The organism is Bacillus sp. FSL W7-1346 (assembly GCF_038593335.1).
Lineage (GTDB): Bacteria > Bacillota > Bacilli > Bacillales > Bacillaceae > Bacillus > Bacillus altitudinis.
This window is the reverse complement of record NZ_CP151988.1, coordinates 1,803,821-1,828,039: the sequence shown is the minus strand read 5'-3', so window position 1 is coordinate 1,828,039 and position 24,219 is coordinate 1,803,821. Positions and strand designations below refer to the sequence as shown.

Sequence of the window (24,219 nt, the reverse complement as noted above, 5' to 3'; positions counted from 1 at the left end):
CCACTGTGAAAAATCTAAAACGGAGAAACTGCATGAGAAAAAGTTTCTGATATAATACGCAAAGTGGGACATATGTCCTTTTCAACATGAGGGCATCTATCATTTAATGGAACTAGACTGAAAAAAGAAGGAGCTTTTGAACGAATGAAAGGTGTTATTTTCGCATTATTAGGAGGCGCTTGTATTACACTGCAAGGCGTAGCCAACGCCAGAATTAGTCAAGATATCGGGACGTGGCAGGCGGCAACGATCACGCAGCTGACAGGGTTTATCATCTCTCTCGTCATTTTACTCATCGTACGGGATGGCCACTTTAAGGAATACAAAAAAGTGCAGCCTCTTTATTTAATTGGAGGTGCATTTGCAGCCATTATTATCTTTAATGAGGTCACTGCCATTCAAATCATTGGTGTGACACTCACCATCGCTGCTTTACTTATCGCACAGCTTGCGTTTACCTTTGCCATCGATGCAAAAGGATGGTTTGGTGTTCAGAAGAAAAAAATGAAATGGCCCCATTATGCAGGCATCTTTTTAATGATTGCAGGCGTCATCATCTTAAAACTATAAAGGAGGGCATCAGATGGAGGAGCTGCATGATGAATCTCTTTTTTCCTCTTATATGAAGACGCATCAGTTACAGAATGTCTTTCATCAAAAACTCATCTCACATGTGAGCTTGTGGCGCTATCAGCAAGGTGAGCTGGTTTGTTCAAAAGGGGATAAAAGGGAGTATATGTACTTGCTGGTGAAAGGAAAATTAAAGATTTTCACCACCACAAAGGAAGGAAAAACATTTATTCTTTGCTTTAAAAACCCACTTGAGGCGATTGGAGATATTGAATACGTTCAGCAGACAGATATGGTCAATACAGTTGAAGCCGTTACAGAAGTACATATGCTCAGGATTTCTCATCAAGCCCTCATGCGGCATGCAAAGGACGATCCACGAGTTTTAGCCTTTTTGCTCAAGGGCATCACAAACAAATTTTATACAAAATCAAATGATTTAAGCTTCCACCTTTTATACCCTGTAGAGGTCAGGCTTGCAAGCTATTTATTGTCTGTTTTAACAGGTGATGATGACGCGCGTGCACGGCCGCTTCGCCTCACGGATGCAGCGAGCTTAATTGGAACAAGCTACCGCCATATTAATCGGGTCATTCAGCAGTTCCAAGAAAAAGGGCTGATTGAAAGGCGAAGAGGAAAGATTACGATTTGTGATCAAAAAGGGCTTTTAGAAATAGCAGAACACAATATTTATGAATAGAAGAAACGAAGGGACTTATATATGATCATAGGAATAATATTAGCTGTCACTGCTGGGGCACTTGTCAGCTTACAAACCATTTTTAATAGTAAAGTTAATGAGCATACAGGCTCTTGGTCAACAACGACGCTAGTTCTAGGAATGGGCTCTATTGCTTCACTTTTGATGGGTCTTTTGTTAGAAGGAACCGGCATGTTTCAATTAAGGCATATGGAGGCCTGGTACTGGATAAGCGGAGCCATCGGGGTAGGCGTTGTCATCTGTCTTGTTCAGAGCATCAAACGTCTCGGTCCCACTTATGGAATCTCGATTGTTCTCACCTCCCAGCTAGGTTGTGCGCTTCTATTTGATTCGCTTGGCTGGCTTGGGTTAGAAAAAGTAACATTTTCTTTTACAAAATTATTAGGTGTACTTGTCATTGTGGCAGGAATCCTCGTATTTAAGTTAACCAAGCTTGAACCAGTAGAAGAGGAGCAGTCAAAAGAAAAAGGGCTGCCACAAAAGTAGCTGCCCTTTTATTTAAATCAACCGCCGCCATAAAACCGTTATGGTAGATAAACCAGTTAAAAGGAGCCTTTTCATGAAAGGCTTTTTTTTCTGTCCATAGTCGCTTGCTTTATATTCTGTTCGATCTTTCGCTACGAGAACACTATAAGCGATTTTTCGTTCGATTGCTTCCGTAAGAGATAACGCAAATGGTGCACTATCAATCACCAAAATCGATTCAGTATTTAAAAAGCTGGATCTTGCATCTAGATTATATGTTCCAATAATACTTAAGTTATCATCAATGACCATTGATTTCGCGTGAATTGAATACGGCCCTTGATATTCATACAAATGAACACCCGTTTTCATGAGTTCCTTTTTCGTGCTTAAATATCCTGCAAATGCTAAAGGGTTTGGTGTCGCTGTAAGAGAATTTGTCACGACCGTCGTTTGAATATCACTTGGTAATGGCGTGAGTCCGTCTTTCATTGGCCGTGTCGGTATGACATAAGGCGTCTGGATCAGAACCGAACGCTTTGACCGCTGTGCGAGATCGTTTAACTTTTTCAAGACGAGCGGACGTTTATTTAAGCGTTCCACTGGATTTGTGAAAAATGCAATCTGCTTTGCACGAATGGCGTCTTTTGCCCAATCATATGTGGACGTGACAAAGGGTTCTTTTGTACGAATGGCTTCCTGATAAGATCGAAGTAGCTGTTTTCTTAGCTTTTTTCCTTTTTTCGCTTTTGCCTTGGAAAATACATCTTTTGTTCTTTTCGTAAAATCATGATTCCACAAATAAACGAAATACTGCTCCATTTCATCTAATACTTTTCCTTTTTTGGCGTTGTACAGCAGCACATCTCGGTCATACGCAAAGTCTTTCGGCGGCTGATCTGCAAAGTATTTATCACCAATATTTCTGCCGCCCATGACAGCGACCCTGCCATCTGCCAAAAGAAGCTTATCGTGAAGGCGGTTATGCCACGTCCATGGCTTGAACAAACGAAAAGGCTCATAAAAACGAATGGCCATATTCGGATGATTCGCCACAGCATAACGCAAATGCTTCAGCGGTCCACGCAGGCTATGGCAAATGCCATCTAACAACAGCTGAACTTTTACTCCTCGATCAGCCGCTTCAATTAAAGCACCAAGCACCCATTCGGCGGTTTTTCCTTTTTGAATGGAATAATAACTCAAACGAATGTTCTTTTTAGCCTCGCGAATCATTTGAACTCTCACTTGACCCGATTCAAACCCGTCATCAAGCAGCATGACTTGATTTATGCCTTGGTCGTCTCCTGAGATGGAAGAAGCTTTATAGATGCAATGTTCTTTACATGTTTTTTGAAACGGTAAATAAAACAAGACAAATGCGGTCAAAAATACATACACCACATATAAAAGGATCAGAAAAAACAAGAATTGAAGCACAGTGATCAACTCCTTTCACACAAACCGTTCTTTTTCTTAGCTTATGTTAAAAACAAAATTTCACTCATTCAGCTTTCTAATGAAAAATACAGGATAAAAGAATCACCTTGTTTTCATAGGGCATTTAATTATAGTATGAAATGAGTAAGGGGGAATCGCATTGAATGAACCATTATTTAACATACCAAGTGATGTGTATCAAACGTTAAGTGAAACAGAACGTTATTTACTGCATTATATTCACCAGCATTTAGAGGATATCTCCACCTTATCCATCGTCACATTAAGTGAAAGAGCCAACGTGTCGACAGCGACCATTGTCAGACTGATGAAGAAAATCGGATACAATGGCTATACATCCTTTAAATATCGATTGAAACAAGAAAAGAAAATGACAGATGATAGTGATCAACTAAAAAATATTGACGAAGACATCAAACTAGCCATTCGAAAAAATGAAGAAGAGGTCTTAAAGACGATTCAACTGCAAAGTATTGGGCAAATTGAGGATGCAGTTCAAAAAATCCACGATGCGGACAAAATTTATATTTTTGGCAGAGGCTTCTCAGAGATGATCGCCAAAGAGATGACCATCAAATTGCAGCTCATCGGAAAAACATGTGAAGTTCATGACGACCCGAATATCATTCGGCTCAAATCGCGTGACATTGATAAAAACGAACTTGCCATCTTTGTTTCATTAAATGGAGAAACGTCGGAACTAGTAGAAGCCTGCCAAAACCTCAGTATGAAGCAAGTCACGACCATTACGGTCACAACTAGAATTGATTCTACATTAAGTAAAATATCAGATATGACACTCGTCGGATATAAAGGGGAACAATCATTCTTCCCAGATTACGAAGTCAGGTCCCGCCTGTCGCTTCATGTCATTGCCCGCATTTTACTAGACGCCTATGTGATTCGGATGAAATAAACACTCAAAAAGCCTTCCACACTTTATGATGGGAGGCTTTTTACCGTGAAAACCTTTACACAATCTGAAAACATTTTCACTGAATCGTATGAGATACTTTCTTTAGAGAAAAGAAAGAAGGTGAAACCAATTGATTTATACCTGCACCTTAAATCCTGCTATTGACCTATATATTGCATTAAAAGAAATGCGGGCAGATACAGTCAACCGCACGGAAGATGAGGATTATCAGCCGAATGGAAAAGGTGTTAATGTGTCCATTATGCTAAAGAAATATGGCTTCACCAGCACTGCATTAGGATTTATTGCTGGGTTTTCAGGTTCATATATTGAACAATCGTTAAACGATCTCTCCATTCAAACTGATTTTATCCCAGTGGATGGGATTACACGCATTAATGTATTTATTAACACAACGGAAGAATACAAGCTTGTGAATCAAGGACCTGCTATTGAGGCAAAAGCGCTTGATGCCTTTCGCGAAAAAATCTCGACCATTCCAAAAGGCAGCATCTTCATTATGTCAGGCAGTCTGCCTAAAGGCGTTCCTGCTAGCATTTTCTCAGAGATAGCCGCTATTTGTCATCAAAACAACGTGAAATTTATTTTAGACACAAGCTCTAAAGCGGTTTTAGAAACACTTCAATACAAACCATATTTACTAAAACCAAATGAAGAAGAGATGGCCGCATTTTTTGGAAAAACCTACCGTTTATCAGAAACAGAACTCGTTGAATCAGGGCGAAAGCTGATCGAGATGGGTGCAGAGCAAGTACTCATTTCCCGAGGAGGGGAAGGAGCACTATTCCTTACAAATGAAGCCGTATTAAAAGGAAATGCACCAATAGGAACGGTCGTAAATACGGCTTGTTCTGGTGATGCCATGCTCGCTGCATTCCTAAGTAAACAGCTGGAAGGACAACCTTCGGAAGAATGCTTACGCTACGGCATTGCAACAGGGGCATCTACCGCCTTTTCAAAAGGGTTAAGTGATTTACATGACATTGATTCATTAATTGAGCAAATACACATTCAGAACATATAAGGGGGAGTTCACATGAGCCGTAAGAAAATTGTCGCTGCCACTGGCTGTCCAACAGGCATTGCGCACACATTTATGGCAGCTGAGGCATTAAAAATCGCAGCTGAGCAATTAGGGGTCGACATCAAAGTTGAAACGCATGGTCAAGTAGGAATTGAAAACGCTTTAACTGATCAAGACATTTTGGAAGCAGATGGCGTTATTGTTGCAGCGGACAAAGATGTGAATACAGATCGTTTTCACGGCAAACCACTGATTGAAGTGCCTGTAGCGAAGGGTATCCGCACGCCAAATGAACTGATTCAAGGCATTATCAATGGAGAAGCACCCGTTCATCAAGTGAAAGGAAGAGCTTCTGGAACAGAAAAACCATCTACGTCTTCATCCGCTCAACAAAAGTCAGCGAATAAGTGGATACACACCATCTATAAGCATTTAATGAACGGTGTATCACACATGCTTCCATTTGTTGTTGGGGGCGGTGTCTTAATCGCTTTATCTTTTCTATTCGGTATTTACTCAGCTGATCCTCAGCATGAAACGTATCATCCGTTCGCTGCCTACTTGAAAAACATTGGCGGGCTCGGCTTTAGCTTAATGGTGCCTATTTTAGCAGCGTTTATCGCTGATTCAATCGCCAAACGCCCAGGGATGGTTGTCGGATTTATCGGTGGCCTGCTTGCAAACGATGGAGGCGCTGGATTCTTAGGTGGTATTATCGCAGGTTTTGCAGCAGGGTATATCATCGTACTTCTTCAATTCCTGCTTCAAAAATTACCAGCATCACTTGACGGATTAAAATCAATTTTCATCTATCCTGTTATCGGTATTTTCTTAATTGGGGCTGTCATGACCCCGCTATTAGTTCCAATTACAGCGCTAAATCATTCATTAATGGATTTTCTCTCATCAGTTCAATCCACAAATCCATTGCTTTTAGGCTTAATTGTTGGAGCCATGTGTGGATTTGATATGGGAGGACCTTTTAACAAAGCAGCCTATGTCACAGGAACGGCTTTACTCGCAGAAGGTAACCTTTACTTCATGGCAGGGGTGTCAGCAGCATGTATTACACCACCGCTTATCATTGCGATTGCCACAACGATTTTCCGAAAACATTTCACACCACAAGAACGAAATGCTGGGATGATCAACTATATTCTCGGAGCGACTCATATTACCGAAGGAGCCATTCCATTTGCAGCCAAAAACCCAGTCGTTGTCCTGCCAATTATCATGTTTGGCTCGGCCATCTCTGCCATTTTGACCTATCTGTTTGGCGTACAGGTTCCTGCTCCGCATGGTGGATTCCTTGTCTTACCAGTCGTCACAGGGGCATTTCAGTGGGTGCTTTCCATACTCATCGGCTCACTTGTAGGTGCGATTCTATACGGACTTTACCGCAAGAAAATAGACAAACCCGCAGTTTAATAGGGAGGAAGAGAAATGATGGAACATATTTATATGAATCTACATGAAACGGCTTCTTCACAGGCTGGCGTTTTCGCAGCCATAGCTGACATTGCCTCTGAAGCAGGGATTTGTACATCTCCTGAGGCAGTCAAAAAAGGACTAGCTGAAAGAGAAGCTCTTAGTACAACCGGCTTTCAAGATGGATTTGCCATTCCGCATACACAGTCAGACGCCATTCAAGTACCGGCACTCGTCATCGTCCGTACAGAAACCGGAATCGAATGGGACGCTTTTGATGGGAAGCCTTGCTTTTTCTTCTTATCCTTACTCATCCCAAAAAGTGAAGCAGGAACCACTCATTTACAAGCACTTTCTGCTCTTTCACGCGGCTTAATGGATGAAACGAAACGGCAAAAACTGCTCGAAACAAGAACAAATGAAGAAATGCTCACTTTATTAAAAACAGAGATTCTGACGAGAGAGGATGTTTGACTATGCCTTTACTTTCCACAACACCTATGCTTGAAGCAGCAAAAAAAGAAAAATACGGAATTGTCGCATTCAATGTACATTCCTTTGATAGTATTTACTGGGTACTCGAAACGGCAGCTGAATTAAAATCACCTGTCATTTTGCAAACAACGGTTGGCACGGTCCAATCGCTTGGTGCAAAAGCCATTGCAGATACAGTAAAGGCGGCAGCTGATCAATACCAAATCCCAATCGGCCTTCATCTCGATCATTGCACTGATTTTGATGTAATTCTTACTTGTATACGAGCAGGATATACATCCGTGATGATCGATGCTTCCATGCATTCATATGAAGAAAATGTACGTCGCACAAAAGAAGTGGTGGACCTTGCCTTAAAAGTAGGTGTAAATGTAGAAGCCGAGTTAGGCAAGGTAGGCGGGGTAGAAGATGATATTGTCGTGGATGAAAAGGATGCTCAAAAAGCCATTCCATCTGAATGCCGTCAATTTGTAGAAGAAACTAGTGTACCTACTTTAGCACCTGCGATCGGCACGGCCCACGGCATCTATAAAGGGGTGCCGGATATCGACTTTGACCGCATTGAACAAATTGCAGCGCTTGTCGATGTACCACTTGTCCTTCATGGTGGTTCAGCTGTACCAGATGAGGATGTCAAAAGATGTGTCGCACTCGGTATGGCAAAGGTCAATGTGTCCACTGAACTGAAAAATGCATACTCTGAAGCGATTCGTGATCATTTCTCAAACGAACCTGAAAGTTTAGATCCGCGTATGTATTTACAAAAAGCAAAACAAGCAGCCAAAGACATGGTCACATCTAAAATAAAGATCGTTGGCAGTGAAGGAAAAGCCCAACTTTTATATCAATAAAATGAAAAAAGCAGAGCGATGCGGCTCTGCTTTTTTTCATTATTCGCTTTCTTTCATTTCATTTGATGTACGTACTCGTGCATTTCCCATAAATACGACCGTAATCGCCGCAAGTGCAATCGGGAATAAAGCAATCATAAATACATATGTAATACTTTGTGACATCGCATCAATCACTTTATTTAAAATATCAGGCGGAATTTGTGAGCGTGCCCCCTCTTGGAAAATGGCTTGTGGGTCACCAACTTGAGAAGAAGCTCCTTTCATTCCGCTAAAAGCATCTGCTAAACGATTTGTCAGGACATTGGTTTGTATCGTTCCAAAAATCGTCACGCCTAAAGTCATCCCAAGTGATCTCATGAACGAATTGGTAGAATTAGCACTGCCGCGGTAGCGCGGAGAGAGATCATTCATTGAAGCAGATGGCAGAAGGGAGAAGCTAAATCCAACACCAAAACCTGAAATCATCATAAAGAGCGTAAGCCACAATCTTGCTGTATCTGGCGACATATTGGCAAGCAGTAGCATCCCAGCAAAAAATGAAATCACAGAGATAGTCATTAATCGTCTAAAAGGTACTTTCGTCTGCATCGTTCCACCAATCATACTGCCAATCACAGACCCAATCATCATCGGTGTTAAAATGAACCCGGCACTTGTTGCAGATTCACCGTACACCGCCTGGACGAAAATAGGAATAAAGACAGCTAGAATAATAAACGTCCCGCCATATAAAAACGCCAAAATTTGAGATGTCGCAAACAAACGATTTTTAAACATCCAAAATGAAATAATCGGTTCTTCGGCCTTTCGTTCAACAATGAAGAAGATGGTGCCGAAGACTACAAACACAGCAAATAGTGTCAAGATTTGAACAGAATCCCATGCATACGATTTACCGCCAAGCTCAAGGGCGAACATTAAACTGACAACCGCAACGACAAGTGTAATGGCACCTGACCAGTCAATTTTCTGCTTACGATGCTCGAGCGATTCTTGATAAAATTTGGCGATTAAGAACACACTGACGATACCAATTGGTACGTTAATATAAAACACCCAATGCCAGCCGATCGAATCCGTAATAATTGCTCCTAACAGCGGTCCTAATACACTGGATAGACCAAAAACTGCACCAAACATACCGGACATTTTCCCGCGTTTTTCTGGCGGGAAGATATCAAAGATAATCGTGAAAGCGATCGGAAGAAGAGCACCGCCTCCAAGTCCTTGAATCGCACGGTAAATAATGAGCTGATCCATTGTTTGTGCGATGCCGCACAGCGCAGATCCAATTAAAAAGAAAATAAGTCCAAACAGAAAAAAACGCTTTCGACCATACATATCTGAAAGCTTTCCATAAATCGGCATACCGGCCATCACTGCCACCATATAAGAAGCAGTCACCCAAGCAAATTTATCAAAACTGCCCAAATCGGCGACGATGCTTCCCATTGCTGTTGCGACAATGGTGTTGTCCATCGCTGCCATAAAAATCCCTAACAGCAACCCGACGACAACAAAGCGAGTGGATGCCTTGCCTTTATCCACGTGATTCATTTCATTTACCTCCTGCTTACGTTCTCTCATTATTTTTGCTATGATCAACTTAACCATAAAGTAAGAGAACATTTATCTTGATGATCAAGATAAATTGATTTTAAAGGGAGGAGAACAAGTTGTCAATAAAGAACGAGGCTGAAGACAGAGCGGACCAGATCATACATACGATGAGACGCCTTGCTACACGAACAGTCCTATTTCACCAAGCAGCCGCTCAATCGCTCGGCCTTTTCCCAACAGATCTCAAATCAGCAGATTTGTTAAACGAACTTGGACCACTCACAGCGGGGGAATTAAGTGAAAAAACAGGCCTTAGCTCCGGTGCAGTCACAGCACTCATTGACCGGTTAGAAAAAGCAGGCTACGTCAAAAGGGAGAAGGACCCAAAAGACAAGCGAAGAGTCATCATTGTTCCATTAACGGCTGGGAAATCACAGGTGAAACAACTCTTTCTATCTTTATCGGCATCCACCAAAAAACTCACAAATGAATACAAGCCAGAAGAATTGGATTTAATCATTCAATTTATTTCAGAAGCAGCTGAAATCATGGATCAAGAGCTGCAATTGCTTAAGTCTAAATCGTAAGAAAGCACACTGATGCGTTAACTACACCGAAATAAGTAAAGCGAGAAATGAACGAAAACAACAAAGATGCTCTCATTGCATCTCTAAAAAGAAAAAACAAAAAGTTGGAAGAGGAAAATAGGCAATTAAGAGAGCAACTGAAAGTAGCATATGCAGATGTCTATAAAAATTTATAAGAGAGAATAACGTTCACCCTCCTTCAACTAACGGAGCAGTATAGCGCAAGAAGAAGTTGCTGAAATAATGATAAGTATATTAGGATGCTTATCCTAAAAAGGGGAGGTATAACAGAAAGTGGAGATTATAAAGTTTAAGGAAACTGATACAAAAGAGATTATTTCATTGTTTTATGAAACAGTTCATTCCGTAAATTCAAAAGATTATTCCCAAGTACAATTGGATGCTTGGGCACCAAGAGATGAAAAAGAATCTAAAATGAATTCTTGGAAGGAATCATTGGAACAAAATATAACATTTGTTGCTAAAGTGAATGATAAAGTTGTTGGTTTTAGCGATTTAACGCATAACGGGTACTTAGATAGACTATTCGTTCATAAAGATTATCAAGGACAAGGTATAGCCACAGCTTTAGTTGATATGCTCGAATCTGAGGCAAAGAAACTAAAGCTTTTAGAAATTGATACCGAAGCAAGTATCACAGCTAAGCCATTTTTTGAACATCTAGGTTACAAAATTGTTTGTTCACAAACTGTGGAAAAAAAGGGGGTTAAGTTGGCTAATTTTAAAATGCTAAAAAAAATAAAATAATCATTTTTTTGTTATGCTAACAGGTGCGTTAGTTTAAGAAGAAAGGGTATAACATATTCGTTATATAAAATATGTTATACCCTTTTATTTATTTAACTTTTTTCAATAGTAGAAAAGATATAATACATTGCAGAGGTGATTCAATGAATGAGAGCTCTAGTTATTTAAAGAAGTTAGAAGATTTTTTAGGTGGGACATTTCATCAGGATATTGATTCACCAGAGGAAGTGTTAGATGAGTATATCCATCTAAGTTACAAAAAACCTCCAATGAACCACCAATCTTATTCCCATGCTTCTTTTAATAAACAAATACCTCTTTCGATTTGTTCAAGAGAAAGGTTTGCGAAACCGAGCAGTATGTGCGGTTGTACAGGTGGATTTCCGATAAATAAATGACTTGTAGGATACACTTTAACATGCTGTTGAAGAGCTTTTTCAATTAATTCTTTTTCGGAATAGGGAGTGTATATACGTAACATGATATATAACCCTGCATTGTCACCAATGATCTCAATCTGCTCTCCAAATAGATGGTGAACTTGTTGAACCAATAAATTCATTTTCCTTTTATAAGTATTGCGCATACGCTTAATATGCTTTGTCCATTCCCCACTTTTCATAAATTCAGTCATGGTCAGTTGGTGCAATAAAGAAGCATTATGTTCGAAATGTTCAAATTTACTCATATAGATATTGATTAATGAATCAGGTAACACCATATATGCTAATCGTATAGCTGGTAGAAATGCTTTCGAAAACGTACCAAAATAAATGACATGTGCAGCATCTAAAGAGGCTAAAGCAGGAAATGGTTTTTGTCCATATCGAAATTCTCCATCGTAATCGTCCTCTAATAAGAAACCGTTTTTTGATCGTACCCATTGAATCAATTCAATTCTTTGTTGAATCGATAGTGCAGTACCAGTAGGATATTGATGTGAAGGTGTGATATACAATAATTTCCCCTTTTTATGTACAAGTGGGTCCAATAATACACCCTGTTTTAATGCAGGAATACTCTCCATTTCAAATCCATGTAAATGAAAGACCTCCCGTACACCGCTATAACCAGGGTTTTCAACAATCATACTAGAAAAACGTTCTTTTAATAGAAATCCCAAATACAACAGTAGTTGCTGTGTATTACTTCCAACGATAATATTTTTGGGGTTAATGATCATACCTCTCGCTTGAAATAAATAATCAGCCAGTTCTTGTTTAAACCCCGGTTCTCCAAAAGGTTCTCCATATTGAAAGCTAATGGATTGCTGCAGCACTTTGTTGGAAATTTGCCGCCAAACTTTTAAAGGGAATTGTTCCTCATCAACAGTACTTGCTTTGAAATCAATGAAATCGATCAATTGTATTGGTTCATTTCTAGGTACTTCTGAAATAGAGGTTTGAAGAAATATCGGTTCAAATTCATTGACACTATAGCTTTTACGCTCATTGGCTTGAATATATCCTTCAGCTAATAATTGATCATATGCTTGTAGTGTAGTGTGGCGACTAACACCTAGGTCATTGGCTAGTGAACGAATGGAAGGAAGATTTTCTCCTGTTTTTAACTTTCCCTCCTCGATTAATTTTTTAAATTGCTCATAAATTTGTTTATATTTTGGTTGATTGGCACTGAAAGGGAAAATATAATGTTTCATTTCTTCATTCCTCCCTTCTGACATTTAATAAAGTATAAATCTGTACATTTTTACATGTCAGAATATCGATTATTATACTACTAATTGATATGAAAAGGGGATAGAAGAGTGGATATAGTAAGAGCTAATGAAAATGATTTAAAACAAGTTTCGGTTCTATTTGATCAATATCGCCAATTTTATAAACAGACTTCTAATATAGAAGGTGCTTATCATTTTCTAGTGGAACGATACCGTAAACAAGAGTCTATTTTGTTTGTTGCAAAGCAAGGTGAACAATATGTAGGATTTGTACAACTGTATCCCACATTTTCATCTGTTGCGATGAAAGATGCGTTCATTTTAAATGATTTGTTTGTTATAAACGATTTTCGTCAAAAGGGAGTAGGTAAGGAATTGATGAAAAAAGCATTTTCATTTGCAAACGATAAAGGAACCCGATTTATCTGTTTAGAAACAGCGACTTCTAATATAAAAGCACAACAATTGTATGAAAAAATGGGGATGACAAGCGATTCTTCAACTCAGCACTATATTTATTATTGGGATTGAACACAGAAGAATGAAGTTTTGGTATGGCAGAAAATTCAATATAACTCGGTCAAAAAAAGATGAATATGCTTTGTCAGAGACGGATCAGCAAGCTACAATGGCATTGTACACTGAATTGTTTGCAACAAAATGACGAAACAGCGATTCCTATGGATTTTGTCAAGAAAGACTTTAAAAAACACAAAGGGGGGTAATTTTATTGAATTCTTATGATGAAGATCTAATAAAGGATTTGGAATTAAAAGACCTTCTTAAATATGTCAAAGTACATAAAAATCCAAAAATTTATTTAGACTTAATAGAACAAAAATTTGATTTTGCTGGTTCAAAAATAGATTGGTTACAAACCAATAAACATTATAGTAAGAGCTCAAATCATGAATCGTTACTTTCTGATGCTCTTCTCTTTATAACTGAATTAAAAGAAAAATATTTAGATAATAACTTACAAGTAATTTACATAGGGGATAACCTTACAGAGTTTGGGTACCAGTTTGAATTAAAACATCTAGAAGAGTTACTAGTCTATTTTTTAGATATCCCACAGCACCACTACTTTATATCATTAGAAGGTGATTGGAGTATTTGTATTTCATTTGAAAACGATTTGGATTTCGGATTTAGTTTAAACAAAAAATAATTTTAAGCGTCACATATAGGAAAAATAAAAGATGAATAAGAAGTGAAAAAACCTTGACTGGCTTTATACCATTCTAGGTTTTTTGCGTTTATTCGTCCTCAAACACGTAAAAGAAGACAAAGAGCTCTTTGTATACAAGTCTCAAAGCACACTCAAACGAGTGTGCTTTTTCTTATAACAAAAGAACACCCAAAAACCTGCACAACATTTACTGAAAACATTTGGACTTCTTTGACTCATGCGAGTTGATTAGACTTATAACCAAAGGGAAGAGGGGAGGGATTCCAACTGCACTTAACCAAAAGGGGCACGACTTTATTATCGATGCTGCTTCACACGACCACTTATCTATCAATTGAAGATTTACAGAATCGACTGAATGTCTCTACTCGAACGGTCTACGCTGAAATCAAACGAATGAATAGTTGGCTGGAAACCCATCAGCTTAGTGGCGTCCAGCGAAAAGATCAACGAGGCTACTATTTACATCCACACGAGAAAGAAGTCATTATCGAAAAAGCTGACACTGTTCTTGTCGGTCATGACTATGAACCATGTGTAAAAGAAAGACGTGCCATCTTGCTCCTATCCATTGCATGCAGTGAAAAGCATCTAAAAATTGATGATTTTATGGAGATGACGAAGGTAAGCCGCAATACACTGCTTGAAGATATGAAACAACTAAAAGAAGCACTTTCAAAACAGCAGCTTACACTTCATTATCAGGCGGCCAGTGGCTATTTAATTTCAGGAGAAGAAAGAACAATTCGGTTGGCGCTGAAACCTTATATTCATTTCATTCGCACCATGATAAAAAATGAAAAAACGTTTCCATCGGTTTGGTTAAAGGGTCCTATCTCATATAAGAGAATACATGATCTCCTTCAACAATCCGAACAAGATCTGAAGCTTGAATTTGCAGATGACATGCTGGATCAGCTGTCTATGGATCTCTTTTTCTACTTTAAACGGATGAAGCTAGGACGTGCTGTACACATTTCAACAGAAGAAAAACGGACACTGCAGGAAACAGATGAATGCTTGGCTGCTATTCGTTTCATGGCGCAAATTCAAAAAGAAACCAGTCTTTTGGTTCATGATGATGAAATCTATTTTCTTAGCACCTTATGGCTCAGTGCCAAAAAACAAAAACTTCCAACAAGTCAAAAACCAGAAGAACATCTCATTCGAACCATTGCGAGACAAATGATCATGGACTTTCAGCGTTATGCGTGTATTTCCTTCCAGGAAGTAGAAGTCTTGGAACAAAACTTAACCATGCATTTAATTCCGGCCTATTATAGGCTCATCTATCACATTGAGATCATCAATGAATTAACAGATTCCATGAAACATGCACAGCCAGAGGTGTTTGACATCACGCAAAAGGTTGCTTGCCATTTAGAGAAGGCAGCCTGTTCAAAGATGAGCGATCATGAAATTGCCTATGTGGCGATGCATTTTGGCGGCTGGATGAGAAGAGAAGGGATTTCATCGATTGCGAAACGTTCTGTTTACATTGTCTGCGGAGAAGGAATTGGCACCAGTCACATGCTGAAAACGCAGCTTCTTGAATTAATCGGCTACATCGACATACGCGGACTGTTATCAAAACGTTCATATGAAGAATTAACATCCATTGATGCCGACTTTGTTGTGTCAACGACACCTATATCGTTTAAAGGAAAACCTGTTCATCTCGTGCACCCGATTCTCACTGCTTATGAGAAAAAAACATTGCTTCAATATGGAGAAGGCTCAGAACCTAAGCTTGATGAGCACCATGTGAATGCTTTATTCAATATCATTCAGCAGCATACCATCGTTCAAAATGAAAAAGCATTGCTTCATGACTTGAAGGAGCTGCTTCATTCCACATATGTATCACACCAGAAAGGGTGGAAACCAGTGTTAAACGATTTATTAACAGAAGAAACCATTCAGCTCCAGCAAACAGCAGACACATGGCAGGAGGCCATTACAAAAGCAGCGCAGCCTTTGCTTGATCAACAAGCGATTCAGGAAAGTTATGTGAAAGCGATGATCCAGTCTGTTCATCAAAATGGCCCTTATATTGTGATTGCGCCACAAGTGGCAATTCCGCATGCCAGACCAGAGGATGGCGTGAACAAATTAAGCATGTCACTTATGTCATGTCATCAACCCGTTTCCTTTTCAAAGGATGGAAAAAAGCAAGTTCGTCTCATCATTGTATTAGCTGCCATTGACAGTATGACCCACCTGAAAGCACTCAAACAGCTGACGATGCTGTTAAGTGAAGAAAAACGGGTGAGACAATTGATTGAAGCAGAGGAATTAGCAGCCATTCAACAACTAATCAATCGATTTTCACAAGTATAAAGGAGGAAAAAGAAAATGAAAAAAATTCTTGTTGTATGCGGAAACGGTTTAGGAAGCAGCTTTATTGTTGAAATGAATGTCAAAAAGGCATTAGAAGAATTAGGACTTTTAGCGGAAGTGGATCACACCGATCTCAGTACAAGCAAAAATGAACAAGCAGACCTCTATATTGGCGCAACAGACATTATCGATCAGCTGGATGACGGCACAAGAAAGGTCGCTGGATTAAATAACTTGTTAGACCAGGAAGCCATTAAAGACGTCCTTCGTAAACACATATAATCGACGGAAAAAGGGGGATTCACATCATGATAGAACTGATCATGAACGATATATTGGGCACACCCGCAATTCTCATCGGTTTGTTTGCACTCGCTGGTTTACTTTTGCAGAAAAAGTCAGCTGCCGATACTGTATCAGGCACCTTAAAAACAACAATGGGTTTTTTAATATTAGGAGCGGGCGCCACAGTCGTATCTGATTCACTTGGGGTTTTCAGGAAGATGTTTGAAGCAGCCTTTCACATTCAAGGGGTTGTCCCAAATACAGATGCCATGGCGGCCATTGCCCAAAAGGAATTCGGTACACAGACAGCGCTCATTATGATTTTTGGCATGTTGGTCAATTTGCTTTTGGCAAAATTCACACCCTTTAAATACGTCTTTTTAACTGGGCATCATACGCTATATATGGCGGCTATGCTTGCAGTCGTTCTGTCAACAGCCGGCATGCAAGGAACACTGCTGATCACCACTGGTTCAATCGTATTAGGTGCGGCAATGGTCATTGCTCCCGCAATCCTTCAGCCGTTTACAAGGAAAGTCACTGGAAGCGATGATCTGGCACTCGGTCATTTCAGTACGTTCGGCTATTTTACAGCGGGAATGATCGGCAAATGGGTCGGGCGCCCAGAGAAATCAACGGAAACCATTCAAGTGCCTAAATCACTCGGTTTTCTCAGAGATACATCGGTGGCTATCTCCATTACGATGGCTTTGCTTTTCTTTGCGATTGCACCGTTTGCGGGAATTTCATATATAGAAAACATTAGTGGTGGTACGAACTTTGCTGTCTTCATTCTCATTCAGGCCATTACCTTTGCTGCTGGGGTGTACATTATTTTAGCAGGTGTACGGATGGCCATCGGGGAAATTGTGCCTGCTTTCAAAGGGATTGCCGATCGTTTCGTTAAAGGGGCAAAGCCGGCACTTGATGCGCCAACTGTTTTCCCATTTGCTCCAAATGCAGTGATCATCGGTTTTTTATGCAGTTTTGCAGGAGGCATCGTGTCTATTTTCCTTCTTCCTTTGTTTGGTTTAACTGTCATTGTTCCTGGACTTGTGCCGCACTTTTTCTGCGGTGCGACAGCGGGCGTATATGGCAATGCAACGGGGGGAGTGAGAGGTGCAGTCGCCGGTTCCTTTGTGAATGGAATACTCCTTTCATTTTTGCCAGCTTGTTTACTTCCTGTGTTAGGCACTCTTGGCTTTGAAGGGACAACATTTGGAGATACAGACTTCGGTATCATCGGAATCTTGATTGGATTGATCAAATTTTTATTTCATCTTTAAAAAGGAGGCATTTCAGGATGACAGCTATTTTCTCACCTTCATTGATGTGCATGGATTTAACACACTTCCGTGAACAAATTCAGCTTCTGAACACAAGGGCAGACCGTTATCATGTCGACGTCATGGATGGTCATTATGTAAAAAATATGACCTTATCACCCTTTTTCATTGAACAACTTCGGAAACTGACAGACGTTCCGATTGATGTTCATCTAATGGCCGAACAGCCTCAGGAATTTTTAATTGATGCATGTATTGATGCAGGCGCAACGATGATTTGTTTACATCCAGAAGTGGTGCAAAAAGACGTTTTTCGAATCATTCGGCATATCCAAGAAAGAAAGTGTGAGGTCGGCTTTGTTCTCAATCCCGCCACACCAGTTGCAGCATTAGATGCTTTTATTCATTTAATAGACCGGGTGACGATCATGACAATTGACCCAGGGTTTGCGGGTCAGCCTTTTATCAAAGAAATGCTTCCGAAAATGAAAGAGGTGAAAGAAATCAAAGAGAAGCGGGGATACTCATTTTCAATTGAGGTAGACGGCTCTTGTAATGAAAGCACGTTCCGGTTGCTTGCTGAGGCAGGAAATGAAATTTACATCATCGGCACCTCAGGTTTATTTGGACTTCACGAAGAATTAGATAAAGCATGGGAAATAATGAAGCAATTGTTCGCAAAAGAAACAGCCACAATGAAATCACTTTAGTAAAAAAGAGGATGAAACCCATCCTCTTTTTTACGCAATTTTACTAAATGAGCTATCCCCTTATCAAAACATACTCAAAAACTTCAAAAAAGCACAAATTTATAATTGAAAGCGCTTTATTTATGTGTTATTCTTCAAATATCTTTAGTAAACATTTAGTCAAAAATGATGAGGAGTTTGCCTATGACTACACTCAAAGATATTGCTCATGATGCAAAAGTATCCGTCTCTACTGTATCCCGTGTGTTAAATGGCGACCAAACGCTTGCCGTTTCACACGCAACAAGACAAAACATCCTCGACATAGCCAAGAAATTAAACTATACCCCAGTCAGAGCAAGAAAAGCCGATCAAGCAGAAGTAAAAAGCCCACCCGCATCCCCAGTCATCGGTGTCGTTGTCGCCCAATCCATTGACGAAGAATTAAATGATCCTTTTTTTTCATCGATTCGAAAAGGAATTGAAAAAGAATATGCCAAACAAGGTCTGTCCACTCTCCATACCTTTCGCCTAAGAAACATGGATAAAGGGGCGATACTAAAGGATATTGACGGTTTGATCGTCATTGGACGAATCAGCCCTGATACGGTTGAAAAGATGACAAACCGAATGGAACATATCGTTTTCATCAATCATTATGCGGATGAAGATTTGTATGATTGTGTACATGTGGATTTTGTCAGAGCGGCAGATCGTGCCATTCGTCATCTGCAATCTCTCGGCTATACACATCTAGGATATATTGGCGGGAAAGAGAGGGAGCATTATTTTGAAGGAAATGCTGTGATTGAGGATGAAAGACAAACAACGTTTATCAAAAGAATGCAAGAAGCGGGAACTCTTCATATGAATGACATCCACATAGGCGAATATTCGATGCAAGAAGGCTACTCACTTATGCAAAAAGCCATTCAGAAAGGAAATCTTCCAGAAGCCTTTTTTATCGGAAGTGATTCTATGGCAATAGGCGCTATGCGTGCGCTACATGAAGCCGGTCTTCGTGTACCTCAAGATGTCTCAATCGTGGGGTTTAATGATATCGAAGCCGCTTCCTTTTCAAGCCCGCCGCTCACAACGGTTAAAGTATATACAGAACAAATGGGGGAAGTAGGTCTAAAGCTTTTGCTTGAGCGGATAGAGGGAAGAAAGCTTCCCCTAAAAGTCGTCGTGCCAACAAAGCTCATGCAAAGAGGCAGCACATGCCCAATTCATGAAAGGGGGTGAACGAGCATTTCAGCAAACAAAAAAGAGACAAAAAAGCAGGAAGGGAGCTGCTGAGCATGATGGCCAGATCATGCTGAAAACAACGCAGTTCACCCAATTGCTCTCTTATCTCTTTGAAAAGAATAGAATTCCAGTATAATGGACTTCTTTTGTTTCCGCAACCGCATGAATTCTACCGATAATCGTCTGAATTTTCAGTAATCAAAAGGAGGAAACGATGAGTAAAAAAATTCTGATGTTGTGTGTAGCTCTAGTTTTGTCGATGATCTTGTCTGCTTGCGGCAATAACGGTGCGTCTGAAGCAAACGGGAAAGTGACCTTGACTCTATTCTCCACAATGAGTAACAGCGGGGAGAGAAAGGCATTTGAAGAAGTGATCCGTGATTTTGAAAAAGAACATCAAAACATCCGAATTGATGCCAACTTCCCTGGCAACAGCTATGAAGATATGATACGCGTCAAAATGGGCGCAAACGATATGCCAGACCTATTTGATACACACGGCTGGGCCAAGCTGCGATATAGCGAATACGTGGCTGATCTAAAGGAGATGGACTGGGTAAAACAACTCGATCCTTCACTCGATCAAATTTTAAAAGACAAAGACGGCAAAGTCTATGCCTATCCGCTGAATCAAGCAAAAGACGGACTTAGTTTTAATGCCAATCTATTAAAAGAATATGGCATAAAAGTTCCTAAAACACTGAATGAACTGAAAAGTGCTTTACAAACTGTCAAAGAAAAAAGTAAAGGAGACGTTGTGCCGCTCTGGATCCCAGGAGGCGATAATTCAAATATTGCCCAAGTCTTTGATGAGCTGGCAACGCCTTTACTCATTACCGATCAAAAACATCAATACGGAAAAGACCTTGAAAATGGATCATTTGATTGGTCTCACTATACACCGCTTGCACAGTTTATGAAGGAGCTGAAAGATCAAGACCTTTTAAACAAAGATGTACTCACGGCGAAACTATCCCAAGCACCTGAGCTGATGGCACAAAACAAAATTGCTTTCACCTTTGTGGGAGGATCTTTAGGACCTGAGGCGACTGAACTCAATCAATCGATCAAAGTAGGCACCATGCCCGTACCAGCTATTCATGAAGGAGATGAGCAAAGCTGGATTGGCGGGGAACGCTTTACTGTTGCGGCATGGAAAGACTCAAAGCATCTAAAAGAAGCAAAACAATTCATTGACTTTTTAGCAAAGCCTGAAAACGCAAAAAAAATCGCAGAGGGCACTTCCTCTGAAACGGCCTTAAAAGAAGTCAAAGCCAAAAACTATTACTCTACATTTTACGAGCAATATGAAGATATTAAGATTGAACCCTATTTTGATCGAAAATACTTACCGAGCGGCATGTGGGCTGTCATGGCAACGACCGGTCAAGAATTATTAGCAGGCTCCATCACACCGGAACAACTATCGAAGAAAATGGAAGAGGAATATAAACGTCTGAAAAAACAATAGCAGGCTCATGCTGAAACAGGAGTGAAGCCAATGAGTGACATCACAAAAGAAAACCAGGCGGCGACATTTACCTCTTTTCCAAAACAGAAGATGAAAAATAGCCAAAATTCTTCACTTTGGTGGATGTATCTGCCTGCTGTTCTAGTTGTCAGTGCCTTTATCATTTATCCCTTTTTTAACGGGATTCAGCTCTCTTTTACAAATTGGAACGGTTTCTCACAACAGTATGAGTGGATCGGACTGGATCAATACAAACGATTGCTGCAAGATCCAACTACATGGCTTGTTGTGAAAAATACCCTTCTTTACGGCATCGGGAGCACCATCTTACAAAATATGATTGGTCTTGGATATGCACTCTTATTAAATCAAAGTTTAAAAATGAGAGCCATCACAAGAACCGTGATCTATCTACCCGTCATGATCAGCCCGATTGCTATGGGCTATATTTGGTATTTTGTCTTTGCGTACCAAGGTGGTGCTTTAAACGACGTTGTTACCTTTTTTGGATTTGATCCAATGAACGCACTTGGTAATCCGCAGCTAAACACTTGGATCATTGTGTTTGTGAATACGTATCAATTCGTCGGGATTGCCATGATCATTTATTTAGCAGGACTCCAAAGCATACCTAAAGATTATTATGAAGCAGCACAACTCGACGGAGCTTCAGGTCTTCAGCAATTTTGGCGAATCACATTACCGCTTTTAATGCCATCTATCACCATCAATGTTGTGCTCAATGTGATCGGTGGACTTAAATTATTTGATGTCATTGTCGCCCTCACTGGCGGAGGACCCGGAGATTCCTCGCAATCGATGTCGACTTTTATGTACGATCTGTATTTCAAACGGCAGGATGCAGGCTATGCAGCGACGCAAGGTGTCTTCATGGCTGTCATCATCCTTGTCGTTAGTGTCGCAGCGCTCATTTATTTCAAACGAAAGGAGACCGAGGTGTGATGGATAACGCCTATAAACGAAAGAAAAGATGGTACTCCTTACTCGCCCTTTTGATCACATTGCTGCACCTGATTCCATTTTATATTTTAGTCACGACCTCTCTAAAGGGGATAGGAGATTTTAGCTCAAAATGGTTGTTCCCATCAACGCTTCATTTTGAAAACTTTCTGATGGCATGGACAGATGCTCAGCTTGGCCAGTCCTTTTTGAATACAGTGATCATTACGTTCAGCTCGGCTGCCCTACTCATCATCTTTGGATCACTTGCCGCCTATCCGCTTGCAAGAAGAGGAACAAAGCTGAATCAAGCGGTGTATCTCTTATTCATTTCCATTATGGTCATACCGCCGCTCACAGCCCTTGTCCCTTTATACAAAATGGTTGTACAAATTGGCATGATGAATACTTATCAAATCGCTATTTTAAACAATGTTGCTGCTTTTTTGCCACTGACGATTTTTCTATATGCCGGTTTTATCCGGTCGACGATTCCAAAGGAGCTTGAAGAAGCCGCTCGTATTGATGGCGCGGGAACACTCAGAGTCTTTTTCACCGTCGTTTTTCCGCTGCTGAAGCCGATTACCGCTTCTGTTTTAATCATTGCCTGTGTGTATATTTGGAACGACTATCAATTTGCCATCTTCTTTCTGCAAGATAAAGAGATGCATACACTTACAGTCGCCTTATCCAATTTCTTTGGTCAAAATCAACACCAGCTCCAGCTCGTTGGCGCCGCTGCTCTTATTGCGATGCTGCCAATGGTCACGATGTTTTTACTTTTGCAAAAATACTTTATCGCAGGGCTGTCTCAAGGCTCTGTTAAAGGGTAATCCAACCTTGATGTAAAAAGGAGTGTCGTCTATGTCTAAAATTACATTTATCGGTGCAGGAAGTACCGTGTTTGCTAAAAATATATTAGGAGATTGTCTGTTCGTTCCCGCACTTGCCGGCTTTGAATTTGCGCTATATGATATCGACCATAACCGGCTGAAAGAATCAGAAACGATGCTACGTCACTTAAAAGAGAACTACGGTGCACATGTGACCATTCAGTCGTATCACAACCGGAAAGAAGCCTTAAAGAATGCGAAATATGTCATCAATGCCATCCAGGTAGGAGGCTATCAGCCAAGCACTGTTATTGATTTTGAGATTCCAAAAAAATATGGATTAAGACAAACGATTGCGGATACGGTTGGCATCGGCGGTATTTTCCGCTCACTTCGAACCATTCCCGTGATGCTCGACTTCGCAAAGGATATGGAAGAAGTATGTCCACACGCCTTATTATTAAATTACACGAATCCAATGGCCACATTGACTGGCGCTATGCTGCGTTATACTCGGGTTCAAACGGTTGGTCTTTGCCATAGCGTACAGGTGTGTACGAAAGATTTATTTCAATCACTTGAAATGGACCATGAAGGCATTGAAGAAAAAATTGCCGGCATTAATCACATGGCATGGTTATTAGAAGTGAAACGGGACGGTCAAGACTTGTATCCAGAAATCAAAGCAAGAGCAAAAGAAAAACAAAAAACGCGGCATCCTGATATGGTTCGTTTTGAACTAATGGATAAATTCGGCTACTATGTCACCGAATCCTCAGAGCACAATGCAGAATATCATCCGTATTTTATCAAATCTCGTTATCCAGAACTGATTGGACAGTTTAACATTCCGCTCGATGAATACCCAAGACGCTGCGAGGAACAAATCAACAATTGGAATACGATGAAACATGACCTTGTGGGAAACACACAAATCACGCATACGCGCTCTAAAGAATATGGTTCCCGTATCATTGAAGCGATTGAAACGAACGTTCCCTTTAAATTTGGTGGAAATGTACTGAACACAGGAGGACTCATTCACAACCTTCCTGAAAAAGCCTGTGTGGAAGTGCCATGTGTTGCAGACCGGAGCGGTATCATGCCATGTTATATCGGAGAGATACCTGAACAATTGGCTGGACTCAACCGGACCAATATCAGCTCACAGCTCATGACGATTGAAGCTGCAATCAGCGGCAAAAAAGAACACATTTACCAAGCGGCATTATTAGACCCGCATACAAGTGCTGAATTATCAATTGGTGACACCATCAAACTATGTAATGAATTAATTGAAGCACACGGGGAGATGCTCCCGGCTTATACAGAGCCAAGTCAATACGCAATTTCTTCTAAATAAC

Annotated in this window: 24 protein-coding genes and 1 pseudogene; 22 read left to right on the top strand and 3 right to left on the bottom strand. The window is 40.3% G+C overall.

Annotated elements, in window-relative coordinates; translation table 11 throughout:
- Window positions 1-144: 144 nt before the first annotated feature.
- The 3 genes from NST09_RS09325 to NST09_RS09315 are packed head-to-tail and all read left to right on the top strand — an operon-like array spanning window position 145 to window position 1,777.
- Window positions 145-570, top strand: coding sequence for a DMT family transporter (locus tag NST09_RS09325; RefSeq protein ID WP_008343684.1), 426 nt, complete (start codon window positions 145-147; stop codon window positions 568-570).
- Window positions 571-583: 13 nt separating this feature from the next.
- Window positions 584-1,270 carry a Crp/Fnr family transcriptional regulator gene (locus tag NST09_RS09320; protein ID WP_060781099.1) on the top strand — a complete coding sequence of 229 codons (687 nt, stop codon included), beginning with the start codon at window positions 584-586 and terminating at the stop codon, window positions 1,268-1,270.
- Between the two features lie 21 nt (window positions 1,271-1,291).
- Window positions 1,292-1,777: a DMT family transporter gene (locus NST09_RS09315; RefSeq protein ID WP_338335630.1), complete on the top strand. Its 486-nt coding sequence runs from the start codon at window positions 1,292-1,294 to the stop codon at window positions 1,775-1,777.
- A gap of 12 nt (window positions 1,778-1,789) precedes the next feature.
- Here NST09_RS09315 and NST09_RS09310 read toward each other — a convergent pair whose 3' ends face one another.
- Window positions 1,790-3,196 (bottom strand): phospholipase D family protein, encoded by a 1,407-nt coding sequence (locus NST09_RS09310; RefSeq protein WP_048001459.1) that lies wholly within the window; start codon window positions 3,194-3,196, stop codon window positions 1,790-1,792.
- 160 nt (window positions 3,197-3,356) lie between these two features.
- Here NST09_RS09310 and NST09_RS09305 point away from each other — a divergent pair, with 160 nt between their 5' ends.
- The 5 genes from NST09_RS09305 (at window position 3,357) to NST09_RS09285 (ending at window position 7,952) form a co-directional block, all read left to right on the top strand.
- Window positions 3,357-4,133 (top strand): MurR/RpiR family transcriptional regulator, encoded by a 777-nt coding sequence (locus tag NST09_RS09305; RefSeq protein ID WP_007499235.1) that lies wholly within the window; start codon window positions 3,357-3,359, stop codon window positions 4,131-4,133.
- A 130-nt stretch (window positions 4,134-4,263) separates the two neighbouring features.
- Window positions 4,264-5,178, top strand: coding sequence for a 1-phosphofructokinase (gene pfkB / locus NST09_RS09300; protein ID WP_342493537.1), 915 nt, complete (start codon window positions 4,264-4,266; stop codon window positions 5,176-5,178).
- 12 nt (window positions 5,179-5,190) lie between these two features.
- Window positions 5,191-6,606 (top strand): PTS fructose transporter subunit IIBC, encoded by a 1,416-nt coding sequence (locus NST09_RS09295; protein ID WP_342493536.1) that lies wholly within the window; start codon window positions 5,191-5,193, stop codon window positions 6,604-6,606.
- Window positions 6,607-6,621: 15 nt separating this feature from the next.
- Window positions 6,622-7,080 (top strand): fructose PTS transporter subunit IIA, encoded by a 459-nt coding sequence (locus NST09_RS09290; protein WP_255816709.1) that lies wholly within the window; start codon window positions 6,622-6,624, stop codon window positions 7,078-7,080.
- Window positions 7,081-7,082: 2 nt separating this feature from the next.
- Window positions 7,083-7,952, top strand: coding sequence for a class II fructose-bisphosphate aldolase (locus tag NST09_RS09285; RefSeq protein WP_025207447.1), 870 nt, complete (start codon window positions 7,083-7,085; stop codon window positions 7,950-7,952).
- A gap of 39 nt (window positions 7,953-7,991) precedes the next feature.
- On the opposite strand, the gene NST09_RS09280 is transcribed toward NST09_RS09285, so the two are convergent.
- On the bottom strand, window positions 7,992-9,512 hold the full coding sequence (locus NST09_RS09280; protein ID WP_025207446.1) for an MDR family MFS transporter: 1,521 nt from the start codon (window positions 9,510-9,512) through the stop codon (window positions 7,992-7,994).
- 170 nt (window positions 9,513-9,682) lie between these two features.
- Here NST09_RS09280 and NST09_RS09275 point away from each other — a divergent pair, with 170 nt between their 5' ends.
- The 3 genes and pseudogenes from NST09_RS09275 (at window position 9,683) to NST09_RS09265 (ending at window position 10,870) form a co-directional block, all read left to right on the top strand.
- Window positions 9,683-10,102, top strand: coding sequence for a MarR family transcriptional regulator (locus tag NST09_RS09275; RefSeq protein WP_046344981.1), 420 nt, complete (start codon window positions 9,683-9,685; stop codon window positions 10,100-10,102).
- Between the two features lie 23 nt (window positions 10,103-10,125).
- Window positions 10,126-10,278, top strand: a pseudogene (locus tag NST09_RS09270) (DUF6262 family protein); the annotation flags it as partial.
- Between the two features lie 118 nt (window positions 10,279-10,396).
- Window positions 10,397-10,870 (top strand): GNAT family N-acetyltransferase, encoded by a 474-nt coding sequence (locus tag NST09_RS09265; protein WP_008343714.1) that lies wholly within the window; start codon window positions 10,397-10,399, stop codon window positions 10,868-10,870.
- 283 nt (window positions 10,871-11,153) lie between these two features.
- On the opposite strand, the gene NST09_RS09260 is transcribed toward NST09_RS09265, so the two are convergent.
- Window positions 11,154-12,530 carry a PLP-dependent aminotransferase family protein gene (locus NST09_RS09260; protein WP_017359540.1) on the bottom strand — a complete coding sequence of 459 codons (1,377 nt, stop codon included), beginning with the start codon at window positions 12,528-12,530 and terminating at the stop codon, window positions 11,154-11,156.
- Between the two features lie 108 nt (window positions 12,531-12,638).
- On the opposite strand from NST09_RS09260, the gene NST09_RS09255 reads away from it, so the two are divergent.
- From NST09_RS09255 to NST09_RS09205, 11 genes are all read left to right on the top strand, one after another.
- Window positions 12,639-13,082, top strand: a complete 444-nt coding sequence (locus tag NST09_RS09255; RefSeq protein ID WP_017359541.1) for a GNAT family N-acetyltransferase — start codon at window positions 12,639-12,641, stop codon at window positions 13,080-13,082.
- Window positions 13,083-13,281: 199 nt separating this feature from the next.
- The gene (locus NST09_RS09250; protein WP_008343720.1) at window positions 13,282-13,722 is read left to right on the top strand and encodes a hypothetical protein; all 441 of its coding nucleotides are present in this window, start codon (window positions 13,282-13,284) and stop codon (window positions 13,720-13,722) included.
- A gap of 288 nt (window positions 13,723-14,010) precedes the next feature.
- A complete protein-coding gene (locus tag NST09_RS09245; protein ID WP_268389103.1) occupies window positions 14,011-16,083 on the top strand; it encodes a BglG family transcription antiterminator in 2,073 nt (690 codons plus the stop codon).
- A gap of 15 nt (window positions 16,084-16,098) precedes the next feature.
- Window positions 16,099-16,365 (top strand): PTS sugar transporter subunit IIB, encoded by a 267-nt coding sequence (locus NST09_RS09240; RefSeq protein ID WP_017359544.1) that lies wholly within the window; start codon window positions 16,099-16,101, stop codon window positions 16,363-16,365.
- A gap of 26 nt (window positions 16,366-16,391) precedes the next feature.
- Window positions 16,392-17,654: a PTS ascorbate transporter subunit IIC gene (locus NST09_RS09235; RefSeq protein ID WP_052320582.1), complete on the top strand. Its 1,263-nt coding sequence runs from the start codon at window positions 16,392-16,394 to the stop codon at window positions 17,652-17,654.
- Window positions 17,655-17,671: 17 nt separating this feature from the next.
- On the top strand, window positions 17,672-18,364 hold the full coding sequence (alsE, locus tag NST09_RS09230) for a D-allulose 6-phosphate 3-epimerase (protein ID WP_052320583.1): 693 nt from the start codon (window positions 17,672-17,674) through the stop codon (window positions 18,362-18,364).
- A gap of 183 nt (window positions 18,365-18,547) precedes the next feature.
- Entirely contained in the window at window positions 18,548-19,588 is a 1,041-nt protein-coding gene (locus tag NST09_RS09225) for a LacI family DNA-binding transcriptional regulator (protein WP_041507192.1), read from the top strand.
- 217 nt (window positions 19,589-19,805) lie between these two features.
- On the top strand, window positions 19,806-21,062 hold the full coding sequence (locus NST09_RS09220) for an ABC transporter substrate-binding protein (protein ID WP_025207433.1): 1,257 nt from the start codon (window positions 19,806-19,808) through the stop codon (window positions 21,060-21,062).
- 90 nt (window positions 21,063-21,152) lie between these two features.
- On the top strand, window positions 21,153-22,025 hold the full coding sequence (locus NST09_RS09215) for a sugar ABC transporter permease (RefSeq protein WP_223255632.1): 873 nt from the start codon (window positions 21,153-21,155) through the stop codon (window positions 22,023-22,025).
- The gene (locus tag NST09_RS09210) at window positions 22,025-22,855 is read left to right on the top strand and encodes a carbohydrate ABC transporter permease (RefSeq protein WP_144625748.1); all 831 of its coding nucleotides are present in this window, start codon (window positions 22,025-22,027) and stop codon (window positions 22,853-22,855) included. The genes NST09_RS09215 and NST09_RS09210 overlap by 1 nt, the downstream gene beginning before the upstream one ends.
- A 31-nt stretch (window positions 22,856-22,886) precedes the next feature.
- Complete coding sequence (locus NST09_RS09205; RefSeq protein WP_148780348.1) at window positions 22,887-24,218, top strand: alpha-glucosidase/alpha-galactosidase; 1,332 nt, start codon at window positions 22,887-22,889, stop codon at window positions 24,216-24,218.
- The last annotated feature ends 1 nt before the right edge of the window (window position 24,219 follow it).

Bases quoted from the DNA above. Each gene is read 5' to 3' on its own strand.
- NST09_RS09325 (WP_008343684.1), top strand. From the start codon at position 145: ATGAAAGGTGTTATTTTCGCATTATTAGGAGGCGCTTGTATTACACTG.
- NST09_RS09320 (WP_060781099.1), top strand. From the start codon at position 584: ATGGAGGAGCTGCATGATGAATCTCTTTTTTCCTCTTATATGAAGACG.
- NST09_RS09315 (WP_338335630.1), top strand. From the start codon at position 1,292: ATGATCATAGGAATAATATTAGCTGTCACTGCTGGGGCACTTGTCAGC.
- NST09_RS09295 (WP_342493536.1), top strand. From the start codon at position 5,191: ATGAGCCGTAAGAAAATTGTCGCTGCCACTGGCTGTCCAACAGGCATT.
- NST09_RS09290 (WP_255816709.1), top strand. From the start codon at position 6,622: ATGATGGAACATATTTATATGAATCTACATGAAACGGCTTCTTCACAG.
- NST09_RS09285 (WP_025207447.1), top strand. From the start codon at position 7,083: ATGCCTTTACTTTCCACAACACCTATGCTTGAAGCAGCAAAAAAAGAA.
- NST09_RS09280 (WP_025207446.1), bottom strand. From the start codon at position 9,512: ATGAATCACGTGGATAAAGGCAAGGCATCCACTCGCTTTGTTGTCGTC.
- NST09_RS09275 (WP_046344981.1), top strand. From the start codon at position 9,683: ATGAGACGCCTTGCTACACGAACAGTCCTATTTCACCAAGCAGCCGCT.
- NST09_RS09260 (WP_017359540.1), bottom strand. From the start codon at position 12,530: ATGAAACATTATATTTTCCCTTTCAGTGCCAATCAACCAAAATATAAA.
- NST09_RS09240 (WP_017359544.1), top strand. From the start codon at position 16,099: ATGAAAAAAATTCTTGTTGTATGCGGAAACGGTTTAGGAAGCAGCTTT.
- NST09_RS09235 (WP_052320582.1), top strand. From the start codon at position 16,392: ATGATAGAACTGATCATGAACGATATATTGGGCACACCCGCAATTCTC.
- alsE (WP_052320583.1), top strand. From the start codon at position 17,672: ATGACAGCTATTTTCTCACCTTCATTGATGTGCATGGATTTAACACAC.
- NST09_RS09225 (WP_041507192.1), top strand. From the start codon at position 18,548: ATGACTACACTCAAAGATATTGCTCATGATGCAAAAGTATCCGTCTCT.
- NST09_RS09220 (WP_025207433.1), top strand. From the start codon at position 19,806: ATGAGTAAAAAAATTCTGATGTTGTGTGTAGCTCTAGTTTTGTCGATG.
- NST09_RS09215 (WP_223255632.1), top strand. From the start codon at position 21,153: ATGAAAAATAGCCAAAATTCTTCACTTTGGTGGATGTATCTGCCTGCT.
- NST09_RS09210 (WP_144625748.1), top strand. From the start codon at position 22,025: ATGGATAACGCCTATAAACGAAAGAAAAGATGGTACTCCTTACTCGCC.
- NST09_RS09205 (WP_148780348.1), top strand. From the start codon at position 22,887: ATGTCTAAAATTACATTTATCGGTGCAGGAAGTACCGTGTTTGCTAAA.